Raw genomic sequence first — 21,816 nt, 5'->3', positions numbered from 1 at the left:
GTCCCGCGTCTGGGTGGGCGGTGCGTTGCGGCCGGCCATCGTCAACCGGACCGTTCGCAGCCGAGGTTCTCGACGTACTTGGTGTCCCACTCCAGGACCTGGACCGGGCCACCCTTGACCGTGTTGATCGAGGCGAGCTTGTCGCTGACCGCCGGCCACTCCTTGCGGTGGAAGCCGAGCAGGTGCAGCGGGCTGGTGTCGGCCGGGGTGGAGGCGGTGGAGCTCGGGCGGATCTTCGCGCAGCGCGCGTCGTGCACGTAGGCGTCGATCTGCGCCAGGCTGCTCTTGTCGACGCCGTCGGTGATCTTAGCGGTGTACTCGCTGCCGAGGTCGTCGAGGGTGAACCCGGTCGAGCGCACCTCCTCGCTCAGCGTCACCAGCGGGAGGTCGAGGTCGACGCCGCGGTAGATGCGCACGTCCTGGCCGTCGGCCTTCACGTAGTAGCGGGTCCGGGTGTACTCGTACCCGCCGTAGCCGGCGCCGGCGAGGATGCCGAGGACGACGACGAGGGTCACCAGGCGGCGCAGCCAGACCCGGCGCGGCGGTGGCTGCGGTGCGTAGCGGATCGCCTCGGGGTCCACGGCCGCCTCGGTGACGGTGAGGACGCGGGCGTCGGCGTCGGTCAGGTTGCCGGTGCGGTCGTCGGTGATCTGCAGGTGCGGCGACGATGCGGCGGCACCGACGACCAGCGGTGCCTGCGTGCTCGGGGCGTCGCCGTCGAAAACCTCGGCGACGACCACGGTGACGTTGTCCGAGCTGCCGGCGTCGAGCGCGGAGCGCACCAGCCCGGTCGCGACGGCGTCCAGGTCGTCGCCGGCCAACAGCGCGGTGAGCTGCCCGTTGTCGAGGACGCCGGAGCAGCCGTCGGAGCAGAAGAGGATCCGGTCGCCCGCCTGCAGCGGGACCTCGAACAGGTCGGGCTCGGGCTCGTGGACGCTGTCGACCGCCTTGAGGATCAGGTTCCGGTGCGGGTGCACCCGGGCCTCCGCCTCGGTGATCCGGCCCTCGTCGACGAGGCTCTGCACCAGGGAGTGGTCGGAGGTGATCTGCCGCAGGGCGCCCTCGCGGAGCAGGTAGCCGCGGCTGTCGCCGACGTGGCCGACCTGCAGGGCCGCGCCGTCGAAGAGCGCAGCGCTCACGGTGGTGCTGGTGCCGTCCATCTCGGGGTGGGCGTCGACGATCTCCGCGAGCCGGTCGTGGGCGAGGTGGATGGTCGCCGCCAGCGCGCTGAGCCCGTCCTGCGCATCCGGTACGTCGAGCTTGCGCAGCACCTCGACGCAGGCGCTGCTGGCGATGTCGCCGCGAGCCGCCCCGCCGACACCGTCGGCCACGACGACCAGGTGGGGTCCGGCGTACCCGGAGTCCTGGTTGTCACGACGCACCCGACCGACGTCGGAGGTCGCGGCGAACCTCAAGGAAAGGCTCACTTGCGCAGCTCCATGATCGTCTTTCCGATCCGGATCTGGGTGCCGAGCGAGATGGCGGTGGCCTGCGTGATCCGGCTGGTGCCGATGTAGGTGCCGTTGGTGGAGCCGAGGTCCTCGACGTACCACTGGTCACCCGAGCGGGCGATCCGTGCGTGCCGGGTGGAGACGTAGTCGTCGTCGAGACGGATCGCCGCGTCGCTGCCGCGGCCGATGAGCAGCGGGGCGCCGGCGAGGTCGACGACCAGGCCCTTGCTGCTGCCCTCGAGGATCGCGACCTGGGTCGGGTCGCCGCGGCGTGCCTTCTGCGGCTTCGGCTTGGACTTGCCGGCCTGCTTCGCCGCGCGGCGCTCCTGGGCGCGACTGGCCTCGCGGGCGGCGCGTGCCCCGAACATGTCGGTGCGGATCACCGAGATCGCCGCGAGCACGAACAACCACAGCACGGCCAGGTAGCCGAAGCGGATCAGGCCCAAGGTCAGCTCGGACACGCTCAGCCCTCCCGCAGGTGCAGGGTCATGGTGGTGTTGCCGATGCGGATGATCGCGCCGTCCGACAGCGCTGCGTTCTGCACGCGCTTGCCGTTGACCAGCACGCCGTTGGTCGAGCCGAGGTCGTGGACGCCGACGCGGGCACCCCCCTCACCCTCGGTCACGCGGAGCTCGAGGTGGCGGCGCGAGATGCTCGGGTCGTTGACCCGCAGGTCGGCGTCGCTGCCGCGACCGACCACGATGCCCGGCGGTGCCAGCGGCATCATGTCGCCGTTGACCTCGAGAACGGCGGTCGCGCGGCGTACCTGGGTGTGGCTGATCTCCGGCCCGGTCTGACTGACCTTGGCCATCGTCTTGCTGCTCACCCGGAAGCGCCCGGTGGTCAGGTCGGGCGCGATCTCGAAGGAGATGCCGACCGGCCCGGTGAAGACGTAGGACTGCGCGGTCGCGTGCTGCTGGAGCAGCTCGACCAGCTCGTTGGGCAGCGCGGAGCCCAGCGCGCTCAGGCGCTCGTGGTCGGGCTCGGAGAGCTCGACGGTGAAGTCGTTCGGCGCGAGCCGGCGGTCCCGGCTGAGCACCTGGGCGGCGTTGTCGACCTCGCGCGCCAGGGCCGAGGAGATCTCCACCGGCTGCACGGCACTGCGGAAGGTCCGCGCGAAGACACCCGAGATCATCTGCTCGAGGCGTTGCTCGAAACGCTGCAGTCCGCTCACGGTCTCCACCTCCTTCGCACGTGCGTCAGCGCGCGGTCTAGTCCCGCGGGTCAGTTTGATCGTATCGGGCCTTGCGCAGACCGTCGTACTCCCCGGTTTGGGCGCGCGAGTCGGTCTGGGATAACCTGTCCCCGCTTCTTTGCGCGAGTGGCGGAACGGCAGACGCGCTGGCTTCAGGTGCCAGTGTCCGAAAGGGCGTGGGGGTTCAAATCCCCCCTCGCGCACACCTTGCAAGGCCCCGGACCCGTCCGGGGCCTTCTGCGTTCCCGGGTGGCACCCTGGAAGTCATGGACTCGGAGACGCGCAGCTACCGCACCGGCGACCGCGAGGTCGTCTTGGACATCACCCGTGACGCCGCGGCCTTCGCCGCCGATCGCGGGGACGGGCTGCTGCACCTCTTCGTCCCGCACGCTACCGCCGGCATCGCGATCCTCGAGACCGGAGCGGGGAGCGACGACGACCTGCTCGCAGCGCTCGCGGACCTGCTCCCGGCGGACGACCGCTGGCGGCACCGGCACGGCAGTCCGGGGCACGGACGTTCCCACGTGATGCCGGCGCTGATCCCGCCGTACGCGAGCGTCCCGGTGCTCGGGGGTGAGCTGCAGCTGGGCACGTGGCAGTCCGTGTGCCTGGTGGACCTCAACGTCGACAACGAGGTGCGTGAGGTGCGGTTCTCGTTCCTCGCCGGCTGACTGGGGTTTTGGGCACGGAGACACCCAGAAAATCAGGACGAAAAACCCCGCCGTGTTGCCAAAATCCGCGCCGTTACTGGTTCTAGTGTGGGCCGGGTCGAGGACGTGTCAGACCACATCTGTAGGTTTGCCGACTTGACGGGCACCGTTCCGCGCAGCCAGCGTGGAGAAGCCTCACCGAGCTGACAGTCGAAAGAGAGTCATCATGACGAACAAGAAGGAACTGATCGAGAAGGTCGCCGCCCGCGGAGACCTCACCAAGGCTGACGTCGAGCGCGTCGTCGACGGTCTGCTGGACGAGATCGGTGCCGCCCTGGGCGCCGGCGACTCCGTCGCCATCGCCGGTTTCGGCACCTTCGAGGTCCGCCACCGCGCGGCCCGCAAGGGTCGCAACCCGCAGACCGGTGCCGAGATCGACATCGCCGCGAGCAACGCCCCGGCGTTCAAGGCCGCTGCGGCCCTGAAGAAGCGCGTCTGACGCCAGCTTCTGCCACCAGCACTGCGGCCACGACCTCCCCGAGAGGTCGTGGCCGTTTGCTGTTCCTGCGGGTGGTTTCGGCGAGCTCAACCGGCGATGACGGCGACCGCCGCTGCTCCGGCTCCCGCGAACACCACGACGGTGAGCAACCACCCCCAGGGGCTGCCGACCGTGCGGGTCTCGCCGTTGCCGAAGAGCAGCTGCGTGCTCGAGACCGGTTCCGGTACGCCGGCCGCCTGGGTCGCGGCGACGTTCACCGCGGCGCGCACCAGCGGTGGCGGTGCCAGGCCCGCTCCGGCGAGGCCGGCTTCCCCGGTACCGGGGAAGAAGTAGTCCTTCATCGCGTACCCGGCGTACACGAGACCGCCGAGCGCCATCGCCCAGAACAGGACCCCGCAGAGGATCCACGCGCCGGCCCCCGAGACCACTGCCTGCGCGTCACCCTCTTGGACGGGGTCGATCCCCAGATCGATGAAGTTCCAGCCGAGCGCCCCGAACATCGCGGCCCACAGCAGCGGACCGACCCCGCTGATCCGTTCGTCGCTCCACGCGTCGGACGCCGCGATGAGCAGCCAGGTCAGCGCGAGCCCGACGAAGGGGGCCACGAACATCACCCACATCTCCTGCGAGCTGCAGGTGTGCCCCGCCGCGACCTCGTACGGGCCGCCGCTGGAGCACGAACCACCGTGCTCGACCATGACACTGCGCATGCCCAGGTAGAGCGCGGTCAGGGCCGCCGCCACCCCGGCGGCGCCGAGGGCGACCCCCGCGAGCGACAGCGGCCGCCTCACGAGTTCGCCCAGTCGATCCAGACGACCTGCGGGTCAGCGGAGTCGACCTTCACCGCGACGTTCGCGCCGGGGACGGCCTTGCCGAGGAAGATCTGCTCGACGATCTGCTCCACGGTCACCGGGTAGGGCACCCCACCGGTCGGGAAGACGGTCAGCTCGAGCTCCACCGACGGCTGGAAGTTGACCAGCGCGCCGGTCTGCTGCGCGGACACGATCGAGGCGGTCGCCGACGTACCGGTCAGTGCGAGGTTGGCGGCCTGGGTCGCCTGGGCCATCATCGCGTTGGCCTCCTGCATCCGGGCCATGCCGTCCTTCATCTGCTGACCCGGGTCCCAGGTCTTGTTGATCTCCTTGGCCTGCTTGTTCAGGTCGCTCATGCTCTTGAAGAAGCCCATGGTTCCGACCTCAGCCCTGCAGGTACAGGTCGCGGAACTTGGTGCCGACCACGCGGTCGGACTGCATCCGGGCGCCCCAGCCGGCAGACGCGGCGTCCCAGTCGGCCGGGCTGATCCCGTACGCCGCCGCGGCGGCGTGGGCCTGGGCGGCGTCGCCGGCGCCCGCACCGAGCTGCTTGCACAGGGTGGCGTACTGCTCGATGGTCACGCCGTTGATCGGCGTGAAGTCACCGGCGCCGGTCGCGGCCGCGGCGGTGTTCGCCGCCTGCGCCTGGGCGGCCGCCTGCTGGGCAGCAGCCTGCTGGGCGACGGCCATCTCCTGCGCCTGCGCGGCCAGCTGCTGGCCCTGGGCGATCATGCCCGGCGCCTGCTCGACCATGTTCTTCATGTCCTTCATCTGCTTGAACAGACCCATCACGTTCTCCTTGTCTCTGGCCGCGGTAGTGCGACGGGTTGAAGCCTGTCGCTGATTCACGTCCCCGCAATCAGGGAAACCCCTAAACTCACCCCCATCGGGGATCGGGCGGACCAGAAGGGGTCCCTTGTGGGTGCGATTTCGGGCGACAAGAGCGGACACCTCGCAGACTTGCAGGCCGCCGGGGGTGGCCTGCTGATCGAGGGCGATCCCGGGATCGGCAAGACCCGGATCTGGACCGATCTGGTCGCCGAGGCCAGGTCCTCCGGCTTCCGCGTGCTCACCTCCTGCCCGGTCGAAGCCGGCTCCCGGCTCACCCCCGGGGGCCTGATCGAGCTCCTAGCCGACGTGTCCGACGAGGTCATCGAGAAGATCCCCGGCCCGCAGGCCAAGGCGCTGCTCACCGCGCTGATCCGGCGCGAGCCGGACGGCGCCGCCCCGGATCCCGGCATCGTCGCGGTCGCCCTGGCGTCGGTGCTCGACCTGCTCGCCGCCGAGTCGCCCGTGCTCGTAGCCGTGGACGACCTGCAGTGGCTCGACCCCAACACCGCGGACGCGCTCGGGTGGGCCGCGCGTCGGCGTACCGAGGGGGTCCTGTTCCTCCTCACAGCTCGTACGCCGCTCGCCCCCGAGCTGCCGGCCCCCGCCCGGGACCTGGCAGCCCTCGACGCGCTGGCCCGGCACCGGGTCGAGGCCCTGGACGACGACGAGGTCGGCGCGCTGATCCGCGCGCGTAGCGGACACGACCTGCCGCGCAGCGTGCTGACCCGCGCCGTCGAGGCCAGCGGCGGCAACCCGTTCTTCGCCGTCGAGCTCGCCCGGATGTGGGCCGGCGCGACGTCGGACTCTCTCGACACGCTGCCGGTGCCGCCGTCGCTGCGCGCGCTCGTCGACGCCCGTCTGGCCGAGCTGACCCCGGAGAGCCTGTCCGCGGTGACGGCGGCCTCGGCCCTCATCGCTCCGACCCGGGCCGTGCTGGCCGAGCTCGGCTTCGCCGACGCCGACGTGGTCGCCGCCGAGCGGGCCGACGTCCTGGTCGTGGACCGCGGGCAGGTCCGGTTCGCGCACCCGCTGATCGCCGCGGCGGCGTACGACGCCCTGACCGGCAGCGAGCGCTCCGCCCTGCACCGGCGGCTGGCGACGGTCGTCTCCGGTCCGGAGAACCGGGCCCGCCACCGTGCACTCGGCGCCGAGGGACCGGACGAGGAGGTCGCCGCTGAGCTCGACGATGCTGTCGCGCGGGCACTGGCCCGGGCCGACGTGCACGCCGGGACCGACGCAGCCAGGCTCGCGCTGCGTGCGACCCCGGAGGGATCCGCGGGGCTCGCGGCCCGGGAGTACCGCCTGGCTCGCCTGCTCTTCGTCGCCGGTGACCCCGAGGCCCGACCGCTGCTGGAGAGCTTGTGCGAGCCGCAGGTGCCGGCCGCGGTGCGCGGGCCGGCCCAGGTGACGATGTGCGAGCTCGCCTGCTCGACCATCTCGCACGAGGTGGCCGAGCGCTACGGCCTCGACGCGGTGGAGACCGCCACCGCGCTGGGCGACGACGCCCTGCTCGCGGAGGCGTACATCTACCTCGCGCAGGCGCACCAGTTCGCGCCGCACCGTGCCCGCGCCGACGCCCGCACCGCCCAGGAGCTGCTCGAGGCGACCGACGACCCCGACCCGTCGCTGCTCTCCAAGGCGCTCGCCCTGGCCGCCGGGATCGACTTCAGCCTGGGCCGCGGGCTCGACCACGCTGCGATGGAGCGCGCCAAGAAGCTCGAGGCCGACGCCGGCGCGCCCGCCGAGGACCGGATGATCGGCTACTACGCCGCGCAGTGCGTGTACGCCGACGATCTCGACCGGGCCCGCGAGCTCATCGAGGAGTGGTCGCGGGTCAACGCCGAGCACGGCTACGACCGGGACCAGACCGGCGTGCTGATGTGGACCACCGCGCTCGAGCTCGCTGCCGGCAACATCGCGGAGGGTGAGCGCCTCGCGGCCGAGCACGTCGCGCTGGCCGAGCTCACCGGTCAGGCGCATATGGCGCGGTTCGCGCGGCACAACCAGGGCCTGGCGGCCTTCCAGCGCGGCGACTTCACCACCGCGGCCCGGATCGGTGAGCAGCTGGTCGCCGAGGGGGAGAACGGCGCCGGCGACCGGATCGAGTCCCTCGGCCGACGGCTGACCGGCGACGCGGCGCTCGCCTCGGGCGACCCGGCCACGGCGCTCACGCACTTCAACAGGGTCGAGGAGCTCCGCAGCCCGGAGATGTGCGACCCCTCGGCACTGACCCACCTGCCCAAGCTGATCGAGGCCCGCCTCGCGGTCGGGGAACACCTGGGAACCGAGCTCGACCTGTACGAAGGCCACGCGCGCGAGTCCGACCGCGCCAGCGCCCTCGCGCTCGCAGCCCGCTGCCGCGCCACTGCAGCGCTGGTCGCCTCCGACGAGGAGGGTGTGCTCGCGGCCCTCGACGAGGCGGTCAGGTACCACACCAAAACCGGCTACTACCCGGTCGAGCACGCCCGGACGCTCATCCTGCGCGGGGTGGCGCTGCGTCGGTTCAAGAAGAAGGCACCGGCCAAGGACGCGCTGGCCGAGGCGCGCGACCTGCTCCTGGGCCTCGGATCTCTCGGGTGGGTCGCCATGGTCGATGCCGAGCTCAGCCGGCTCGGCGCGGGGGCCCGGCCCGACGACGGCCTTACCGCGACCGAGGCCACGGTCGCCGGGATGGCCGGTGACGGCATGACCAACAAGGAGATCGCCGCGGTGCTCTTCCTGTCGCCGAAGACCGTCGAGCTGCACCTCACCCGGACCTACCGGAAGCTCGGGGTGCGCTCGCGGACCGAGCTCGCCGCGCACCTGCGGGCCGCTGAGACGGACTGAGCAGCGCGCGCGCCTGTGGAAGACGCTGTGACACTTTTTGAACCCGCGGCGCTGTCTTCAGATTCCGATTTGTGAGTCCCCGCTCAGGCACGGTTTGAGCGTGAATTCCTGGCCTAGACACCTCTTTCCGTCGAGTGGCTCGCGGGGGGTTCCAGTCGTTTGATGAGCATTCGGATGTCTCGTTTTGCGACGTGGGGTCCGGGGGGATTTTCGGCTCCTGCTCGGGGTTGAGAAGGCAATGGCCGCGGGGGGCCGCAATCAATCGACGGAAGAAAGTCTTGGGGGTAAGTGATGACCCGCAGTAATGCACCGAAGAAGCTGGGCCTGCGTCGCCTGGCGACGTTCACCGCCGCGCTCGGCGCGCTCGTGATGTCCAGTGGCGTCGCGCTGATGGTGACCGCCTCGCCGGCCAACGCCGCGAAGACCCCGGTCTACGTGTGCCACGCGACCAGCTCGGACACCAACCCGTACACCTACATCGTCGTCGACGACGACTCGGTGAAGAGCAAGGGCCACCTGGAGCACCGCTCGAACCCGAACAAGACGTGGAAGACCGACGGCACCTTCGACGGCAAGAGCCACGTCGCCGGCCAGGCCAAGCCCGACATCATCGGCGACTTCGTCGACGACAAGGGTGTTTCCCACGTCTACGACGGCGTCGTCACCAAGTCCCGCTGCGACGGAGCCGTGGTCGTCACGACCGAGGCCACTGCCGACATCGAGTACACCGAGCCCAGCTGTGCCGCCCCGACCGCGGCTGACTTCGAGGTCATCGGCAACAACCTGGCCCCGGCCACGTACACGGGCAGCAAGACCCCCGGCGGCTCCATCACCGTGACCGCGCACGCGGCCCCCGGCGCCACCTTCGAGGGCGGCGGAACCACGCTGGTCTTCCCGCAGCACACCTTCGACCCGGCTGTCGACCCGACCGCGCCCCCGTGCGTCGTCGTTGACGTCCCGGGCGTCGCGACCGCCTCGGTCGACTACGTCGAGCCGTCCTGCGCCAACAACAACGTGCCGTCGGTCGTGACCAACGGCACCAACGTCGAGTTCGTCACCGTCGGGGACAAGATCCCGGGCGGCAAGGTCACCGTCACCGCGAACGCGGTCGGGAACAACGAGTTCGCCGTGGGCGACCCGAAGACGAAGGTCTTCGACGAGCACACGTTCGGCCCGGCTGAGGCCAACTGCGTCCTGGTCGAGGTTCCCGAGACGCCGGTCGACACCCCCGTCGTCGACACGCCGACGGACACCCCGATCGCCACGCCGACCCTGGTCCACGCCGGTCTCACCGCGCCGGACCTGCGCAGCGAGCAGGGCCTGGCCCTGCTGCTGACCGGCATGGTGCTGATGATCCTGGCCGCCGGCCTGGGTCTGGCGCGACCGATCGCACGGGCACGCAGCTGATCCACTAGCCCTGGGGGCGGCGTTCGGAGTTCCACTCCGCGACGTCGCCCTCAGGGCTACTTTTGAGGTGTTTGCGCGGGTCTGCGCAGGTACAGGTGAGGATTGTGGGAAGCACAGAGGGTCAGGACGGGGCGTCTCCGGACGAGACGCCCGTCGGCGTGCTCTGGACCTGGACCCCGGAGGTCGCCGACTCGGTCGCCTACGACGAGCCCGCGACGCCCCTTGCTTCCCTGGCGCCTCCCCTGGACCTCGACGAGGTCACGCCCGTGCCGGCTTCCGCCGACGTGGGGGTGCTGTGGGACTGGGTGCCCGACCCCGAGGCTCCGGAGCGCACCGAGCTCGTCGAGCCGACAGTCGTCCGCCCCTTGTTCAAGCTCGACCCGGATCTGGTGCTCGCGCCTCCGGCCCTGCTGCCGGCGCCGATCTTTGCCGATGCCGTCGACGACGAGCACTGGGCCGGCGTCGCCCGCGCACACCGCAGGCGCCGGCGTACCCGGATCGCGGTCGGCTCAGCGCTGGTCCTGGCGTGCGCCGTCCTGCCGTGGGCGGCACCCCAGGTCCCCGACCTGTTCGCCGACGCCGTGCCGGCGAAGGCGACACCGACGGTCCCGGACCCGACGATCGAGCCCCCGGCCCCGCTGCCCTCCCGGACCGCGACGAGCAACCCGCTGGAAGGGAAGCGGCTCGCCTCGGCGGGCAAACCGCTCGAGGTGGTCGTGCCGCGGCTGCACGTGCGGTCTGAGGTGGTACCGATCAGCGGGCAGACCGGCGAGCTGGTGCCGCCTGACGACCCCCAGCTGCTCGGCTGGTGGCAGGAGGGCCGCGGCGTTGGCGTGGCCGCCGGGTCCTCGGTCGTCACCGGTCACACCGTGAGCACCGGCGGCGGCGCGTTCGACCACCTCGGCAAGCTGGTGGTCGGCGACAAGGTGAAGGTCAGGACGTCCCGGGGAACGATCGAGTACGTCGTGACGGCGTCGAAGAACTACTCGGTGGCCAGGCTGGCCGCCCGCTCGGCATCGATCTTCCGGCAGGACGGGCCGGGGCGACTGGTGCTGATCACCTGCAGCGACTTCGACGGGCGGGTCTACCGGTCCAATGCCGTCGTGTACGCCGAGCCGGTGGCGGAGCGACCGCTCAACAGCTGAGTGGTCTATTCAGAGATAGACCAGCTGGATCGCTCTTTTCCTTTGTCCACGCGTGCAAATACGGCAGATCTCGCCGGTTACCACTAGCAGCGCCGTGCGATCAGAAAGTGTCACCGAGAGCTACAGCGTGCCTAGACCGAATTGCCCAGATGTCCGATTCACGACGTGTCGGTCCCGTCCCAGACCTAACGTCTTTCACACCTCAGCAGCACCTTGCTGCACCAAACGTTTGGAGATTTACATGCTCAGCAGTGCTGTGAACCGGGCCCGCGCGGCCCGCCGCGAGGAGTCGGGCTTCACGCTCATCGAGCTCCTGATCGTCATCGTCATCCTCGGCGTGCTGTCGGGCATCGTCGTCTTCTCGGTCCGCGGCATCACGGACAACAGCAAGGAGTCGGCCTGCAAGGCGGAGGTCAAGACGGTCGCCGTGGCGATCGAGGCCTACCGCGCGGACAAGGGCACCTACCCGACCACCGTCACGATCCTCGGAACGACCGGCTTCCTGCGCTCGTCCGACACCAAGTACGTGAACGACGCGCTCGGCGCCAACGGCACGATGACGCTGTCGAGCACGCCGGGCACCTGCACCGCCGGCTGATCCAGCCTGACGCACCACCAGCAATCCAGGAGGGCCGTAGCGGCGCTACGGCCCTCCTCCTGGTTCCACCTCGGAGGGGTTCATGTACCACCAGCTGCACCGCATCGGTGACAACATCGACCACCTGCTCGAGGCACTGTGGCAGGCGCGCGGTACCGACCTGCTGCTGACGGTGGGCCTCCCTCCGATGCTCCGCGTCAACGGGTCGCTCGAGCCTGTTCCCGGAGCCGACGCCCTTCGCGCCGAGGACACCGATGCGCTTCTCGGTGAGGTGCTCACCGCCGAGCAGGCGCAGTCCTGGACTTCTGAGCACGAGTACGACTTCTCGTTCTCGTGGCGCGAGCACGCCCGCATCCGCGGCAATGCGTTCACCCAGCGTGGGATGACCGCGGTTGCGCTTCGGATGATCCCGCGGGCCATCCCCAGCCCGGACGACCTCGGTCTGCCCGCGATCTTGCGCGAACTCGCGATGACGCACCAGGGCTTGATCCTGGTGACCGGGCCGACCGGCTCAGGCAAGTCGACGACGCTGGCCTCGCTGATCGACGTGATCAACACCAACCGGGCCGCGCACATCATCACCGTCGAGGACCCGATCGAGTACGTCCACGACCACAAGCGCTCCGCGGTGAACCAGCGCGAAGTCGGCACCGACACCGGGACCTTCCACAAGGCCCTGCGCTCGGTGCTGCGCGAGGACCCCGACGTCCTGCTGGTAGGCGAGATGCGTGACCTCGAGTCGATCTCGTTCGCGCTCACGGTGGCAGAGACCGGCCACCTGGTCTTCGCCACCTTGCACACGAATGACACCGCTCAGTCGCTCGGCCGGATGATCGACGTGTTCCCGGCTGAGCAGCAGGCTCAGATCCGCGTCCAGCTCGCCTCGGCGCTCAGCTGCGTTGTCTACCAGCGATTGGTGCCCCGGGTGGGCGGCGGCATGGTTGCTGCCTACGAGGTCCTGGTCGCGAACTCCGCGGTCCGCAACCTGATCAAGGAGGGCAAGACCCACCAGCTGCGCAACTCGCTGCTGACAGGGTCGCGGGAGGGCATGGTCTCCCTCGAGCAGTCCCTCTCTGCCCTGGTCCAGCAGGGGATCGTCTCCGAGCAGGACGCCGTCGCGCGCAGCCTGTATCCCAAGGACATCGAGACGCGCCCGCGTCTGACTGCCAGCATGGGTCGGTGAGCAGGTACCGATGAAGTTCAGCCGTCGCAAGAACGTCGAGGTCGACCGGACCCCGACCGGACCGACCCGCGCCGAGCGCGACGTCCGGCTGGCCGAGACCCTCGTCGACGCGGGAGTCGTCAGCCGCGCCGAGGTCGACGCCGCTCTGGTCGCGCCGGGCGGCGGCACCGTCGCTGACCGCCTCGTCGCCCGCGGTGCCATCTCCGACGTGGACCTGGCCAAGTTCCTCTCGTCGAAGTCGGGCTTCCCGCTCCTGGACTTCCGCGACGTCACGCCGGCACCCCTCGCGCTGATGACTCTCACGCCCGAGCGCGCGGCGGAGCTGCAGGCCCTGCCGATCAAGGTCGACGACCAGGCGGTGACGGTCGCCGTCGTCGATCCCGCGCCCGAGCACCTGAACACCGTGGCGGCGGCGATCGGCCGGCAGATCAGGGTCACCGTCGCGTCGCGACGGGACCTTCAGGTCGCCCTCGGCTCGGCGTACAGCGCCACGAAGGACGTCGGCTCGCAGGTCAAGGAGTTCGAGGCTCGCGACGCGCATGCGGCTCGAGGCTTCGCGACTTGAGGAGTCGAGCGCGAGCGACGAGGCACCGGTCGTCCGGGTCGTCCAGATGATCATCACCCAGGCCCTGCGCGACCGCGCCTCCGACATCCACATCGAGCCCTTCGGCGACCGGGTCCGGGTCCGCTACCGGATCGACGGTGCGCTCAACGACGTGCTCGACCTCCCGGGGTCCATCGGACCGGCGATCGTCAGCCGGGTCAAGATCCTCGCCGAGATGAACATTGTCGAGCGGCGCCGCTCCCAGGACGGCCAGATCTCGATGGACGTGGAAGGCCGCGGCGTGGACATCCGGGTCGCCACCACCGCAGTCGTGGGTGGTGAGAAAGTCGTGATGCGGCTGCTCGACAAGAGCCGTCCTCTCTTCCAGCTGGCCCAGCTCGGCATGCCTGCCGAGACGGCTGCCCAGTTCAGCGCCCTGATCAGGTCGCCGTACGGAATGGTCATCTGCGCCGGCCCGACCGGCGGAGGCAAGACCACCACGCTGTACGCGTCTCTCGGCGAGCTCGACAGCGTCGAGCGCAACATCATGACCATCGAGGACCCGGTCGAGTACACGTTCGACTCCATCAACCAGATCCAGATCAACGAGCAGGCCGGGGTCACGTTCTCCGGTGGTCTCAAGGCGATCCTGCGCCAAGACCCGGACGTGATCCTGGTCGGTGAGGTCCGTGACGTCGACACCGCTCGCATCGCCGTCCAGTCCGCGCTCACCGGTCACTTCGTGCTGTCCTCGCTGCACGCCACCGAGTCGGTGTCTGCGCTCTACCGTCTGCTCGACATGGGCATCGAACCGTTCCTGATCGCTTCGTCCGTCACCGCCGTCATGGCGCAGCGTCTCGTCCGCCGCAGCTGCACCTCGTGCCTGGAGACCTATGACCCCACGCCGGAGGAGCTGGACTTCGTGCGCACCTTCGGCGGGCAGGAGCCGCCCGGTGGATACGTCCGCGGCACCGGCTGCAACTTCTGCTCGCACACCGGATACCTGGAGCGGATCGGCGTCTACGAGCTGCTGGTCGTGACCGACGAGGTCCGCGAACTGATCATCGACCGGGTCCCGCACGACGAGATGCGCAAGCTGGCGATCAGCCAGGGCATGCGCACCTTGCAGGAGCAGGCTGTCCGGCTGGTCGTCGACGGCACCACGACGGCCTCCGAGGTCATGCGTTCCATCTACGTCGCAGGAGTCTGACGATGCCCAAGTACGCCTACGTCGGCAGCAACATGGCTGGGGAAGCCGTGAAGGGCACGTACAAGGCCGGAAGCCGCGGCGATGCCGAGGTGGCGCTCTACGAGCAGGAGCTGCGCGACCTGAAGGTGACCGAGAAGGTCAGCATCCTCCAGATGGAGATCACCGGGCCGCGGATCACCAAGGCTGAGGTAATGCACCTGTCTCGGCAGATGGCAGCCTTCCTGCGTGCCGGTCTGCCGATCCTGGACGCGGTGCACTCCATCGGGGCCGAGTCCGAGAACTCTTCGGTCCGTCGGATGATGAACGACATCGAGGACGGGCTCCGGTCGGGAGACCGGTTCTCCGACTGCCTCGACCGGCACCCGAAGATCTTTCCGGACTTCTACCGCGGCATCGTGCGTTCCGCCGAGCTCACCGGCGAGCTCGACACCGTGCTGGCCCGGCTCGCGCTGTACCTGGAACGGGATCTCGAGGCGCGTCGGAAGATCAAGTCCGCGCTCACCTATCCGTTGGTGATCGCTGCCATGTCGATGGTGACCGTCGTCGTCCTCGCCGTGTACGTGCTGCCGAAGTTCAAGGACTTCTTCAACGACCTGGACGCCGAGCTCCCCCTGCCGACCCGGATGCTGCTCGCGGTCACCGACTTCCTCGGCGCCTTCTGGTGGGCGCTCGCCGGCGGCGTTGTTCTCCTCGTGCTGATCGGGTGGGTCGTGCTGCGGTTCGACGGCGGGCGCTACGCCCGGGACGCGTTCCTGCTCAAGGTTCCGGTTCTCGGCGAGACCATCCAGTACGCCCTGGTCGAACGGTTCTGCCGGGTGATGGCCTCCATGGTCAGCGCAGGTGTCAACCTGCCGGACGCGCTCAAGGTGGCCACCGAGTCGCTGCGCAACCGGGTCTACATCCGCCGGCTCACCGAGGTCGGAGACTCGATGCTCGAGGGGCAGGGCATCGCATCGCCCTTGGCGCGCACGCGGCTCTTCCCGGGCTCGGCGACGCAGATGTTGCGCGTCGGTGAGGAGACCGGCTCCCTGGACAGCCAGCTCGAGGTCACTGCCGAGTACTACGAGGTCGAGCTCGACTACAAGATCAAGAAGCTCACGGCGCTCTTCGAGCCGGCGGTGATCATCACCATGGGTCTCGTCGTCGGCTTCGTCGCAGTGGCGCTCGTCTCGGCGATGTACGGCGTGTTCACCCAGGTGGACGTCTGATGCTCGCGATGCGAAGGCGGGTTAAAGACGAGCGTGGGGAGTCCCTCGTCGAGGTCCTCGTCGCGCTCGGAATTCTGGGTATCGCAGCTGTCGCCATTCTGGCTGGCCTGCAGCTTGCGGCGACCGCATCAGACATCAATCGAAAGCAGACGTCAGGGGGCGCCTACGTGCGTGCCTACGCCGAGAAGATTGAGTCTTACCTGAAGACGAACGGGAACTACGTCCCCTGCGCTGCAACCGACAGCTACAAACCCTCGACCGTCGGGTACACCGAGCCGCCGGGCTACTCGGCATCGGTGGAGAGCGTTCAACTCCTGACCGCCACGGGCGCTGTGTTTGCGAGTGGGTCGCCGTGTGGCGACAAGGGAGTGCAACGGCTGCGCATCAAGGTCGTTAGCACCGGAAGTGGAACGGGCGCCACGGAGTTCCTCACGATCGTAGTGCGCAAGAACTGCGGCAAGGGAACGTCATGCGCGTGAGGCGGCGGAGCGGTCGGACCTCAGACGATCAGTCTGGCTTCTCGTTAATCGAACTGATCATCACCGTATCTATCGTTGGCTTCATCGTGGCCGCACTCGCGAACGTGGTTGTCGTGTATTTGCGGACGACAACCGCCACGGAGGCGCGGCTTACCCAATCCCAGGATGTGCAGCTCGTGGCGGCTTACTGGCAACGCGACGTCGCCAGCGTCGGCCTGCGTGATAGTTACGACACAACCAGCAAAACTTTCCCTCTGCTTCCCTCGATCAACACACCGACTCCTGCTGCATGTCAGCTGGCAGGGACTCGCGTGATTTCTCTGGCTTGGAGCAGGTACGGGTCGCTGGACTCGCTCGCACCGACGACAACGATCAGCGTCAGCTACTACGCCCAGCAGGACGGCCAGGTCTACGACCTGATCCGCGTGCGATGCGACGCGGGGGTCATGCACGGGCCCCGAGCGAAAGTGGCCAGCAACCTGAAGGCGGTCCCTGTGCCAAGCTGCGGCGTGCCCTGCACCGGGGTCCCAGGATCTGCTGGCGGACCGAACTATGTGGACCTCCCGCTCTCGGTGATGGATCCCGACGATAAGAACAGCTCGAGCTACGAAATCACGCTTACCGGTGAATTGAGGCAGTCATGACGACACCCGACCAGAGGGCTCGGCGCCTCGATGATGAAGGCGCGATTCTGATCATCGCGATCTTGGTCGTGACGGCGGTCGCGCTGGTCACGGGCGTCGTTCTGACGCAAGGCAATGGAAGTCTTCGAGCGGCGGTCAAGCTGCGCGATGTCGCACGACAGTCCTACACAGCTGAGGCGGCGACCCAGGTCGCGGTCAACGCGCTTCGCACTGGGTACCGGCTGGATCAACCAAACACGCCTTGGTATTACACCAACGCTGAGAACACAGGCTGCTTCGGGCCGAACGCCACGAACGCGTCTCCGGGCACCCTGCCGATGAACGGTCTCATCCCGCAGATCACATCGCTAGATGACAAGGGCCGAGCAGAGACGCAGTCGACGATGTCGGCCGTCGTCGTCTGTGAGCCTGAGAACGATACGGGCGAACGGGGACTCGCAGTTCCGGTCAGCGTCGAGCAACAAGCCGGGGTACGCAGTGGTCGCGCTTGCCGGGGACGTCGACGCTACCGGGAGCAAGGCCCCCGGCCTCCTCGTGCGCGGCGGCATCTACGCCAACGGGTCGGTCAAGGGTCTGGTGAACGTCATTGCAGGTGGAGTTCGAGCAACCGGATCGTGCGACGCCACGGTCACTGCGTCGCCAAAACTTTGCGGGGGCGGGGTGACTCCGGTCCCAGACCCGAACTACTCATCGGAGTTGGGGAACACCGTCCCTGACCTGAGAACCCCACCAACCTCGTGCACGAGCGGGGTAGCGATTTTCGAGCCCGGCTACTACGACAACGCCAAGAAGTTGAATGCGGCTACCAACCTTTGCTCGACGGCTTGGTTCAAACCGGGCGACTACTACTTCGACTTTCACGACCAGGCATGCGCCAACGTGTGCCCGGACAACGTGTTTGATGCGAGCTCCAACGTCTGGACGATCAGCGGGAAGACGGTGGTCGGCGGGACCCCGGTCGACGCGAACGGTAACAACCTGGCTCAGCTCCCGAGCGGAGCGACGGTACCGGGAGCCTGTCGCAATCCGATTACCAATGTGAACACGAAGGGTGTGCAGTTTGTGTTCGGCGGGAGTAGCCGCATCTACATCGACCAGAAGTCCGACGTAGAGCTTTGCGCGACGTATCACCCGGACAGGCCGCCGATCGCAATTTACGGACTGAAGTCTGGGCAGACTCCCACCGCGACTGCGGCCACCGGGCTCACTCTCGGCACTGTTCAGGCATCGGGCTCGTTCGGGGGCACCGCTACCCCCACCAGCCTCGCCCCCGGCGGTTCCGTGGCTAGCTGGACGACGTCGAATGCGAACGCACAGACGACCACCCTCACAGTGAAAGGATTCACCCCAGGCGGTGCTACCCCACCTCCGGTTCCGGGAGCGATTCTGCAATCCGCCAAGCTGCGCATCACCCACAAGGACGCCGACGGGACGGCGAACTCGGCCTCGAGCGCGAAGCTCACGATCGGGTCGTCGACCACCGCGGCGATTGCCGTGCCCGCCTCGGTGTCGACGACGACCACTGAACTAGTCTTCGACGGGTCGACGAACGCTGCGATATTCAACTCCTTACAGACGGAGGTGCACGACAACGGGTTCGGCAATGTCGCCGTCGCCTACACGGCGAACGCGAAGAAACTGAACGGTGTGACCGAAGTTGATGCGATCACGTTCGACCTGACCTACTACCTCCCGGTGCTCAGGAGTCAGGTCGGCACCTGCATCGATGGGACGGCACCAGCCTGTCTGTTCTTGGATATGAAGAACGGCAACAACATGACGAAGGCATACGTGCAGGGGACGACGTACGTACCCAAGGGCGACCTCCAGATGCTGCTGGGGAACGCAGCCTCCGAGATCATGAAGTTCGGCGTCGTCGCACGTCAGGTGTCGTTGCAATTCTGGAACGGGAATTCGAGTCAGACCGATCCGGTCATCGAGGTTCCCAGCGATTCGCCAGGCTTCGGTTTCGAAACGACATTGGTTCGCCTCTCGGTGTACGTGTGCTCTGGTTCGACGTGCAGCGTCGATCCGGCCAATTTGGCGTTGAGATCACGCGTCAAGATCTTCGACGAAGGCGGAACACCTGGCCCGGGGCATCGCCAGATGAGTATCCTGAACTGGGACCACACCCGCTGAGCCCCGACCATGCCCAGCTCCTCACCGCCGCAGCTCTCGCCGGGCTCCTCGGCCTGCTGGTGGGGTCATTCCTCAACGTCGTCGCGCACCGAGTCCCGCGCGGGAAGTCAGTCGTGCACCCACCCTCGGCGTGCCCGCACTGCGGCAACGCGATCCGGAACCGGCACAACGTCCCAGTCCTCGGGTGGCTCATCCTGCGCGGACGCTGCTTCGACTGCCAGGAGCCGATCAGCGTCCGCTATCCCCTGGTCGAGCTCGGCACGGGTCTGATCTTCGCCGGCATCGGCGCGAGGTTCGCCGACGAGCCGCGGCTGCTGGCGGCGTACCTGGCCTTCACGGCCCTCGCGGTCGCGCTCGCCCTGATCGACCTCGACGTCCGCCGGCTCCCCAACGCCCTGGTGCTGCCGGCGTACCCGGTGCTGGCCGGGCTGCTGCTGATCGGCTGGGACGGCCACGCGCTCTGGCGCGCGGGCGTCGCAGGAGCGTCCCTTTTCGCGTTCTACTTCCTCGTCGCGATGCTGGCCCCGGGAGCGATGGGGTTCGGCGACGTCAAGCTGGCCGGGGTCGTCGGCGGGATGCTCGGCTACCTGTCCTGGGGAGCGTTCCTGACGGGAGCGTTCGGCGCGTTCGTGCTCGGCTCGCTGGTCGGCATCGGGCTCTTGGTCACCGGCAGGGCAGGGCGCAAGACGGCGGTGCCGTTCGGACCGTTCATGCTGGCAGCGGCCGTCGCATCGGTCCTGGGCGCAGGCGGCCTCGGGGAGGCCTACCTCAGGTCACTGGGACTGTGACTCAGCGCTGCTCGAAACAGAGCACGCAGGAGTGCGGGTCATGCTCGATGTTGGCCTGGTGGAGTCTGTCGCAGTAGCCGTAGAGATCGGCGAGCTTCCGCTCGGCGGCGGCGATCGCGGAGAGAGCCGCCGGTGCCTGGGTCTCGGTGGCCAGGTCGTGGTGGAGACTGACTGCTGCGCTCATGGGGTTCCCTCCCGCTGTCCGACCGTCGATCCGTGACGGCGTTGGTCCAAGTGTTCCACAAATCGGACAAAAAGGACATGGCTACAGGTCCTGGATCTGACGGCGCGCGCGGAGCCGGGCGATCAGGCGGTCGACGTCGCGCTGGGTCAGGTCGTTGACGCGACCCAGGCCGTTGCGGAGGGCCTGCAAGGGACTGACCGGCACCGGCTCAGCCGCCTCGGCACTCTGCTGTTCGTCGTCCATCGTGGAGCTCCGTTCGAGAAACCACGAAGGCGGCGTCCCCTGGGATCGCCGCCTTCGTGGAAGAGCGTCAGTTCGCCGGAGCCTTCGGCGTCTTCGTGGGCTTCGGCGTCTTGGTCGCGTTGGCGCCCGTCGTGGGGTGCGGCTTCTTGGTCGGGTGAGCCTTCGGAGTCTTGGTCGCGTTGGCGCCCGTCGTGGGGTGCGGCTTCTTCGTCGGGTGCGGCTTCTTGGTCGGGTGCGGCTTCTTGGTCGGGTGAGCCTTCGGCGGCTTCGTGCCGTTGTCGCTCGGGCTGGTCGGGCCGCCGGTCGGCTTGGTGCCGGGGGCGCCGATGAGCGCGGTGCAGTACGCCGCCACGTTATCCTTGCCGCCCGCAGCCTTCACTAGCGCCGCGAAGGCGGGAGTGTCGGCTGCCTTGCCCGGGTTGGAAGTCGCGCCGGCCTGGAACTTGGTGCACTGGCCCTTGAGCGACGGGCTGGGGGACGACTTCGGTCCCTTGGTGGGCTTGGGCGCCTTCGGGGTCTTGTTGTGCCCCGGAGCAGAGGACGACTTCGAGTGGCTCGGCCCGTCGACACCGGGGACGAAGTCCGGCAGGTTCCCGGTGGGACGCTGCGAGCGCGACGCCACCTCCGGCGACGAGGGTGACGGCAACACCGGCGACGAGAACCTTCGCGGCGGCCATGCGGAGACGGATCTGCTGCACGAGGGTGACCTTCGCTGGAGTAGGAGCAACGGCGAGATGAGTGCTCCGGAACATCGCGACGGCGTCGGCTTCCCTGTTCAGCTCGAAGCCGGTCGCGGGAGCGGTGGCCGCAGCCAGGATCGCGTCGACCTCGTCCACGCCGGAGACGCCGGTTCGGTCGAGGGCCTGGGCCGCCGACTTCCGGGTCACTCGCTGCTTGCGTCGCATACTCATCTCACCTCCTCAGCGGTCGTTCCACCAGATTTGTCACTGGACGGCCTGTCAGATCGCTCCGCGAGCGTCTTCAGACCACGGTAGGCGGCGGTACGGACGGCACCGGGGCTCCGTCCCAGGATCTTGGCTGCGGTCTTGGCGTCCAGTCCCATCACGGCGCGCAGGAGCACCGCCTCGGACTGCTCGGTGGGGAGCGAGGAGATCAGCTCGATGGCGTCTGCGGTGGAGACCAGGGCGGCGACGGTGGCTTCGACGTCGTCGTCCGCCGGCCGGTCCGGGAATTCCTCGATCGGTCCGGCCGACTGGGGCCGTCGCCCCTTGGCGCGCAGGTGGTCCAGCGCGCGGTGCCGGCCGATGGTCGTGATCCAGCCGCGGAAACCGTCGGCATCTCCCTTGAAGGAGCTCATGTCCCGGCATGCCTGCGCCCAGGTGTCCGAGGCGACGTCCTCGGCGTCGCTCACTCCGACGAGGCCGGAAAGGTAGCGCTCGAGGCGGGGCTGGATCGTGCGGTAGACGATCCTGAAGGCCTCGTCGTCACCGCGCAGCATGCGCTTGACGACGTCGTCGAGAGGATCAACGGGTCGGCCCACAAGGGAAGTTTCTACGCCATTCGTCCACCTTTGGTGTCGAAACCCCGATGCCGAGGCTTGTTTCCCGTGAACCCGAACGCCCCGCCACCCGGGGATGGGTGGCGGGGCATCCGAGGTCGGGCGCTGGGGGTGGCCTGACCTCCCCGGGTGCGGCGACCCTACGGCTGCGAGCCCGAGTTCGTGGGCGATTCGGAAAGTCCGGAATCTCCATCCCTGCAACGAGAAACGCCCCGCTGCCTCGAAAGGCGGCGGGGCGTTCATGATCGGGTCTCGGGTCCC

General features: G+C 68.5%; 24 protein-coding genes and 1 tRNA gene. 15 read left to right on the top strand and 10 right to left on the bottom strand.

All coding sequences use genetic code 11. The features are described from left to right. Window positions 1–41 precede the first annotated feature (41 nt). Genes ABIE44_RS09225 through ABIE44_RS09215 form a run of 3 tightly spaced genes read right to left on the bottom strand, consistent with a single transcriptional unit; the run spans window position 42 to window position 2,625 of the window. Entirely contained in the window at window positions 42–1,427 is a 1,386-nt protein-coding gene (locus ABIE44_RS09225) for a PP2C family protein-serine/threonine phosphatase (RefSeq protein ID WP_209719128.1), read from the bottom strand. Further along, window positions 1,424–1,912 carry an FHA domain-containing protein FhaB/FipA gene (locus ABIE44_RS09220; RefSeq protein WP_209719131.1) on the bottom strand — a complete coding sequence of 163 codons (489 nt, stop codon included), beginning with the start codon at window positions 1,910–1,912 and terminating at the stop codon, window positions 1,424–1,426. The genes ABIE44_RS09225 and ABIE44_RS09220 overlap by 4 nt, the downstream gene beginning before the upstream one ends. Window positions 1,913–1,914: 2 nt before the next feature. Beyond that, the gene (locus ABIE44_RS09215) at window positions 1,915–2,625 is read right to left on the bottom strand and encodes an FHA domain-containing protein (RefSeq protein ID WP_209719134.1); all 711 of its coding nucleotides are present in this window, start codon (window positions 2,623–2,625) and stop codon (window positions 1,915–1,917) included. Between the two features lie 141 nt (window positions 2,626–2,766). Here ABIE44_RS09215 and ABIE44_RS09210 point away from each other — a divergent pair. The 3 genes from ABIE44_RS09210 to ABIE44_RS09200 all read left to right on the top strand — a co-directional run bounded on the left by ABIE44_RS09210 (window position 2,767) and on the right by ABIE44_RS09200 (window position 3,795). After that, window positions 2,767–2,849 (top strand) — tRNA-Leu (locus tag ABIE44_RS09210). A 63-nt stretch (window positions 2,850–2,912) separates the two neighbouring features. Next, window positions 2,913–3,317, top strand: coding sequence for a YjbQ family protein (locus tag ABIE44_RS09205; protein WP_209719137.1), 405 nt, complete (start codon window positions 2,913–2,915; stop codon window positions 3,315–3,317). Between the two features lie 205 nt (window positions 3,318–3,522). Next, window positions 3,523–3,795, top strand: a complete 273-nt coding sequence (locus tag ABIE44_RS09200; RefSeq protein WP_209719139.1) for an HU family DNA-binding protein — start codon at window positions 3,523–3,525, stop codon at window positions 3,793–3,795. An 86-nt stretch (window positions 3,796–3,881) separates the two neighbouring features. Here the strand turns inward: ABIE44_RS09200 and ABIE44_RS09195 are convergent, their stop codons facing one another. Genes ABIE44_RS09195 through ABIE44_RS09185 form a run of 3 tightly spaced genes read right to left on the bottom strand, consistent with a single transcriptional unit; the run spans window position 3,882 to window position 5,396 of the window. Continuing rightward, window positions 3,882–4,586, bottom strand: a complete 705-nt coding sequence (locus tag ABIE44_RS09195; protein ID WP_209719142.1) for a hypothetical protein — start codon at window positions 4,584–4,586, stop codon at window positions 3,882–3,884. Further along, window positions 4,583–4,981 (bottom strand): hypothetical protein, encoded by a 399-nt coding sequence (locus tag ABIE44_RS09190; protein WP_209719144.1) that lies wholly within the window; start codon window positions 4,979–4,981, stop codon window positions 4,583–4,585. The genes ABIE44_RS09195 and ABIE44_RS09190 overlap by 4 nt, the downstream gene beginning before the upstream one ends. Window positions 4,982–4,991: 10 nt before the next feature. Then, the gene (locus tag ABIE44_RS09185) at window positions 4,992–5,396 is read right to left on the bottom strand and encodes a DUF6620 family protein (RefSeq protein ID WP_209719147.1); all 405 of its coding nucleotides are present in this window, start codon (window positions 5,394–5,396) and stop codon (window positions 4,992–4,994) included. A 129-nt stretch (window positions 5,397–5,525) separates the two neighbouring features. On the opposite strand from ABIE44_RS09185, the gene ABIE44_RS09180 reads away from it, so the two are divergent. The 12 genes from ABIE44_RS09180 to ABIE44_RS09125 all read left to right on the top strand — a co-directional run bounded on the left by ABIE44_RS09180 (window position 5,526) and on the right by ABIE44_RS09125 (window position 19,609). Then, complete coding sequence (locus ABIE44_RS09180) at window positions 5,526–8,264, top strand: helix-turn-helix transcriptional regulator (protein ID WP_209719150.1); 2,739 nt, start codon at window positions 5,526–5,528, stop codon at window positions 8,262–8,264. A gap of 291 nt (window positions 8,265–8,555) precedes the next feature. Then, entirely contained in the window at window positions 8,556–9,671 is a 1,116-nt protein-coding gene (locus ABIE44_RS09175; RefSeq protein WP_209719153.1) for a hypothetical protein, read from the top strand. 104 nt (window positions 9,672–9,775) lie between these two features. Then, a complete protein-coding gene (locus tag ABIE44_RS09170; protein WP_354437961.1) occupies window positions 9,776–10,816 on the top strand; it encodes a class F sortase in 1,041 nt (346 codons plus the stop codon). A gap of 241 nt (window positions 10,817–11,057) precedes the next feature. Further along, the gene (locus ABIE44_RS09165) at window positions 11,058–11,414 is read left to right on the top strand and encodes a type II secretion system protein (protein ID WP_209719156.1); all 357 of its coding nucleotides are present in this window, start codon (window positions 11,058–11,060) and stop codon (window positions 11,412–11,414) included. 82 nt (window positions 11,415–11,496) lie between these two features. Then, window positions 11,497–12,597 carry a type IV pilus twitching motility protein PilT gene (locus ABIE44_RS09160; protein ID WP_209719159.1) on the top strand — a complete coding sequence of 367 codons (1,101 nt, stop codon included), beginning with the start codon at window positions 11,497–11,499 and terminating at the stop codon, window positions 12,595–12,597. A gap of 10 nt (window positions 12,598–12,607) precedes the next feature. Next, window positions 12,608–13,162 carry a GspE/PulE/PilB domain-containing protein gene (locus ABIE44_RS09155; RefSeq protein ID WP_354437960.1) on the top strand — a complete coding sequence of 185 codons (555 nt, stop codon included), beginning with the start codon at window positions 12,608–12,610 and terminating at the stop codon, window positions 13,160–13,162. Then, a complete protein-coding gene (locus tag ABIE44_RS09150; protein WP_354437959.1) occupies window positions 13,137–14,351 on the top strand; it encodes a GspE/PulE family protein in 1,215 nt (404 codons plus the stop codon). The genes ABIE44_RS09155 and ABIE44_RS09150 overlap by 26 nt, the downstream gene beginning before the upstream one ends. A 2-nt stretch (window positions 14,352–14,353) precedes the next feature. After that, window positions 14,354–15,559: a type II secretion system F family protein gene (locus ABIE44_RS09145; protein WP_209719166.1), complete on the top strand. Its 1,206-nt coding sequence runs from the start codon at window positions 14,354–14,356 to the stop codon at window positions 15,557–15,559. Continuing rightward, window positions 15,559–16,038, top strand: coding sequence for a type II secretion system protein (locus tag ABIE44_RS09140; RefSeq protein ID WP_209719169.1), 480 nt, complete (start codon window positions 15,559–15,561; stop codon window positions 16,036–16,038). The genes ABIE44_RS09145 and ABIE44_RS09140 overlap by 1 nt, the downstream gene beginning before the upstream one ends. Then, window positions 16,035–16,682 carry a PulJ/GspJ family protein gene (locus ABIE44_RS09135; protein ID WP_209719172.1) on the top strand — a complete coding sequence of 216 codons (648 nt, stop codon included), beginning with the start codon at window positions 16,035–16,037 and terminating at the stop codon, window positions 16,680–16,682. Before ABIE44_RS09140 ends, ABIE44_RS09135 begins: the two co-directional genes overlap by 4 nt. A 477-nt stretch (window positions 16,683–17,159) precedes the next feature. Continuing rightward, entirely contained in the window at window positions 17,160–18,821 is a 1,662-nt protein-coding gene (locus ABIE44_RS09130; RefSeq protein WP_354437958.1) for a hypothetical protein, read from the top strand. Beyond that, a complete protein-coding gene (locus tag ABIE44_RS09125) occupies window positions 18,734–19,609 on the top strand; it encodes a prepilin peptidase (RefSeq protein ID WP_354438380.1) in 876 nt (291 codons plus the stop codon). The genes ABIE44_RS09130 and ABIE44_RS09125 overlap by 88 nt, the downstream gene beginning before the upstream one ends. Window position 19,610: 1 nt before the next feature. On the opposite strand, the gene ABIE44_RS09120 is transcribed toward ABIE44_RS09125, so the two are convergent. From ABIE44_RS09120 to ABIE44_RS09105, 4 genes are all read right to left on the bottom strand, one after another. Then, window positions 19,611–19,793, bottom strand: a complete 183-nt coding sequence (locus ABIE44_RS09120; protein WP_209719183.1) for a hypothetical protein — start codon at window positions 19,791–19,793, stop codon at window positions 19,611–19,613. An 81-nt stretch (window positions 19,794–19,874) separates the two neighbouring features. Further along, window positions 19,875–20,036, bottom strand: coding sequence for a hypothetical protein (locus tag ABIE44_RS09115; protein ID WP_209719186.1), 162 nt, complete (start codon window positions 20,034–20,036; stop codon window positions 19,875–19,877). A 67-nt stretch (window positions 20,037–20,103) separates the two neighbouring features. Further along, window positions 20,104–20,682, bottom strand: coding sequence for a hypothetical protein (locus tag ABIE44_RS09110; protein ID WP_354437957.1), 579 nt, complete (start codon window positions 20,680–20,682; stop codon window positions 20,104–20,106). A 261-nt stretch (window positions 20,683–20,943) separates the two neighbouring features. Continuing rightward, on the bottom strand, window positions 20,944–21,537 hold the full coding sequence (locus ABIE44_RS09105; protein WP_209719192.1) for an RNA polymerase sigma factor: 594 nt from the start codon (window positions 21,535–21,537) through the stop codon (window positions 20,944–20,946). Window positions 21,538–21,816: the final 279 nt, after the last annotated feature.

It is taken from the genome of Marmoricola sp. OAE513 (assembly GCF_040546585.1).
Classification (GTDB): Bacteria; Actinomycetota; Actinomycetes; order Propionibacteriales; family Nocardioidaceae; genus Marmoricola.
Note: the sequence above shows the minus strand (reverse complement) of the source record. Positions and strands in the feature narration are given on the sequence as shown.

Coding starts and splice junctions, on each gene's coding strand:
- ABIE44_RS09205 (WP_209719137.1), top strand. CDS start 2,913: ATGGACTCGGAGACGCGCAGCTACCGCACCGGCGACCGCGAGGTCGTC.
- ABIE44_RS09200 (WP_209719139.1), top strand. CDS start 3,523: ATGACGAACAAGAAGGAACTGATCGAGAAGGTCGCCGCCCGCGGAGAC.
- ABIE44_RS09190 (WP_209719144.1), bottom strand. CDS start 4,981: ATGGGCTTCTTCAAGAGCATGAGCGACCTGAACAAGCAGGCCAAGGAG.
- ABIE44_RS09185 (WP_209719147.1), bottom strand. CDS start 5,396: ATGGGTCTGTTCAAGCAGATGAAGGACATGAAGAACATGGTCGAGCAG.
- ABIE44_RS09175 (WP_209719153.1), top strand. CDS start 8,556: ATGACCCGCAGTAATGCACCGAAGAAGCTGGGCCTGCGTCGCCTGGCG.
- ABIE44_RS09165 (WP_209719156.1), top strand. CDS start 11,058: ATGCTCAGCAGTGCTGTGAACCGGGCCCGCGCGGCCCGCCGCGAGGAG.
- ABIE44_RS09160 (WP_209719159.1), top strand. CDS start 11,497: ATGTACCACCAGCTGCACCGCATCGGTGACAACATCGACCACCTGCTC.
- ABIE44_RS09155 (WP_354437960.1), top strand. CDS start 12,608: ATGAAGTTCAGCCGTCGCAAGAACGTCGAGGTCGACCGGACCCCGACC.
- ABIE44_RS09150 (WP_354437959.1), top strand. CDS start 13,137: ATGCGGCTCGAGGCTTCGCGACTTGAGGAGTCGAGCGCGAGCGACGAG.
- ABIE44_RS09145 (WP_209719166.1), top strand. CDS start 14,354: ATGCCCAAGTACGCCTACGTCGGCAGCAACATGGCTGGGGAAGCCGTG.
- ABIE44_RS09140 (WP_209719169.1), top strand. CDS start 15,559: ATGCTCGCGATGCGAAGGCGGGTTAAAGACGAGCGTGGGGAGTCCCTC.
- ABIE44_RS09120 (WP_209719183.1), bottom strand. CDS start 19,793: ATGAGCGCAGCAGTCAGTCTCCACCACGACCTGGCCACCGAGACCCAG.
- ABIE44_RS09115 (WP_209719186.1), bottom strand. CDS start 20,036: ATGGACGACGAACAGCAGAGTGCCGAGGCGGCTGAGCCGGTGCCGGTC.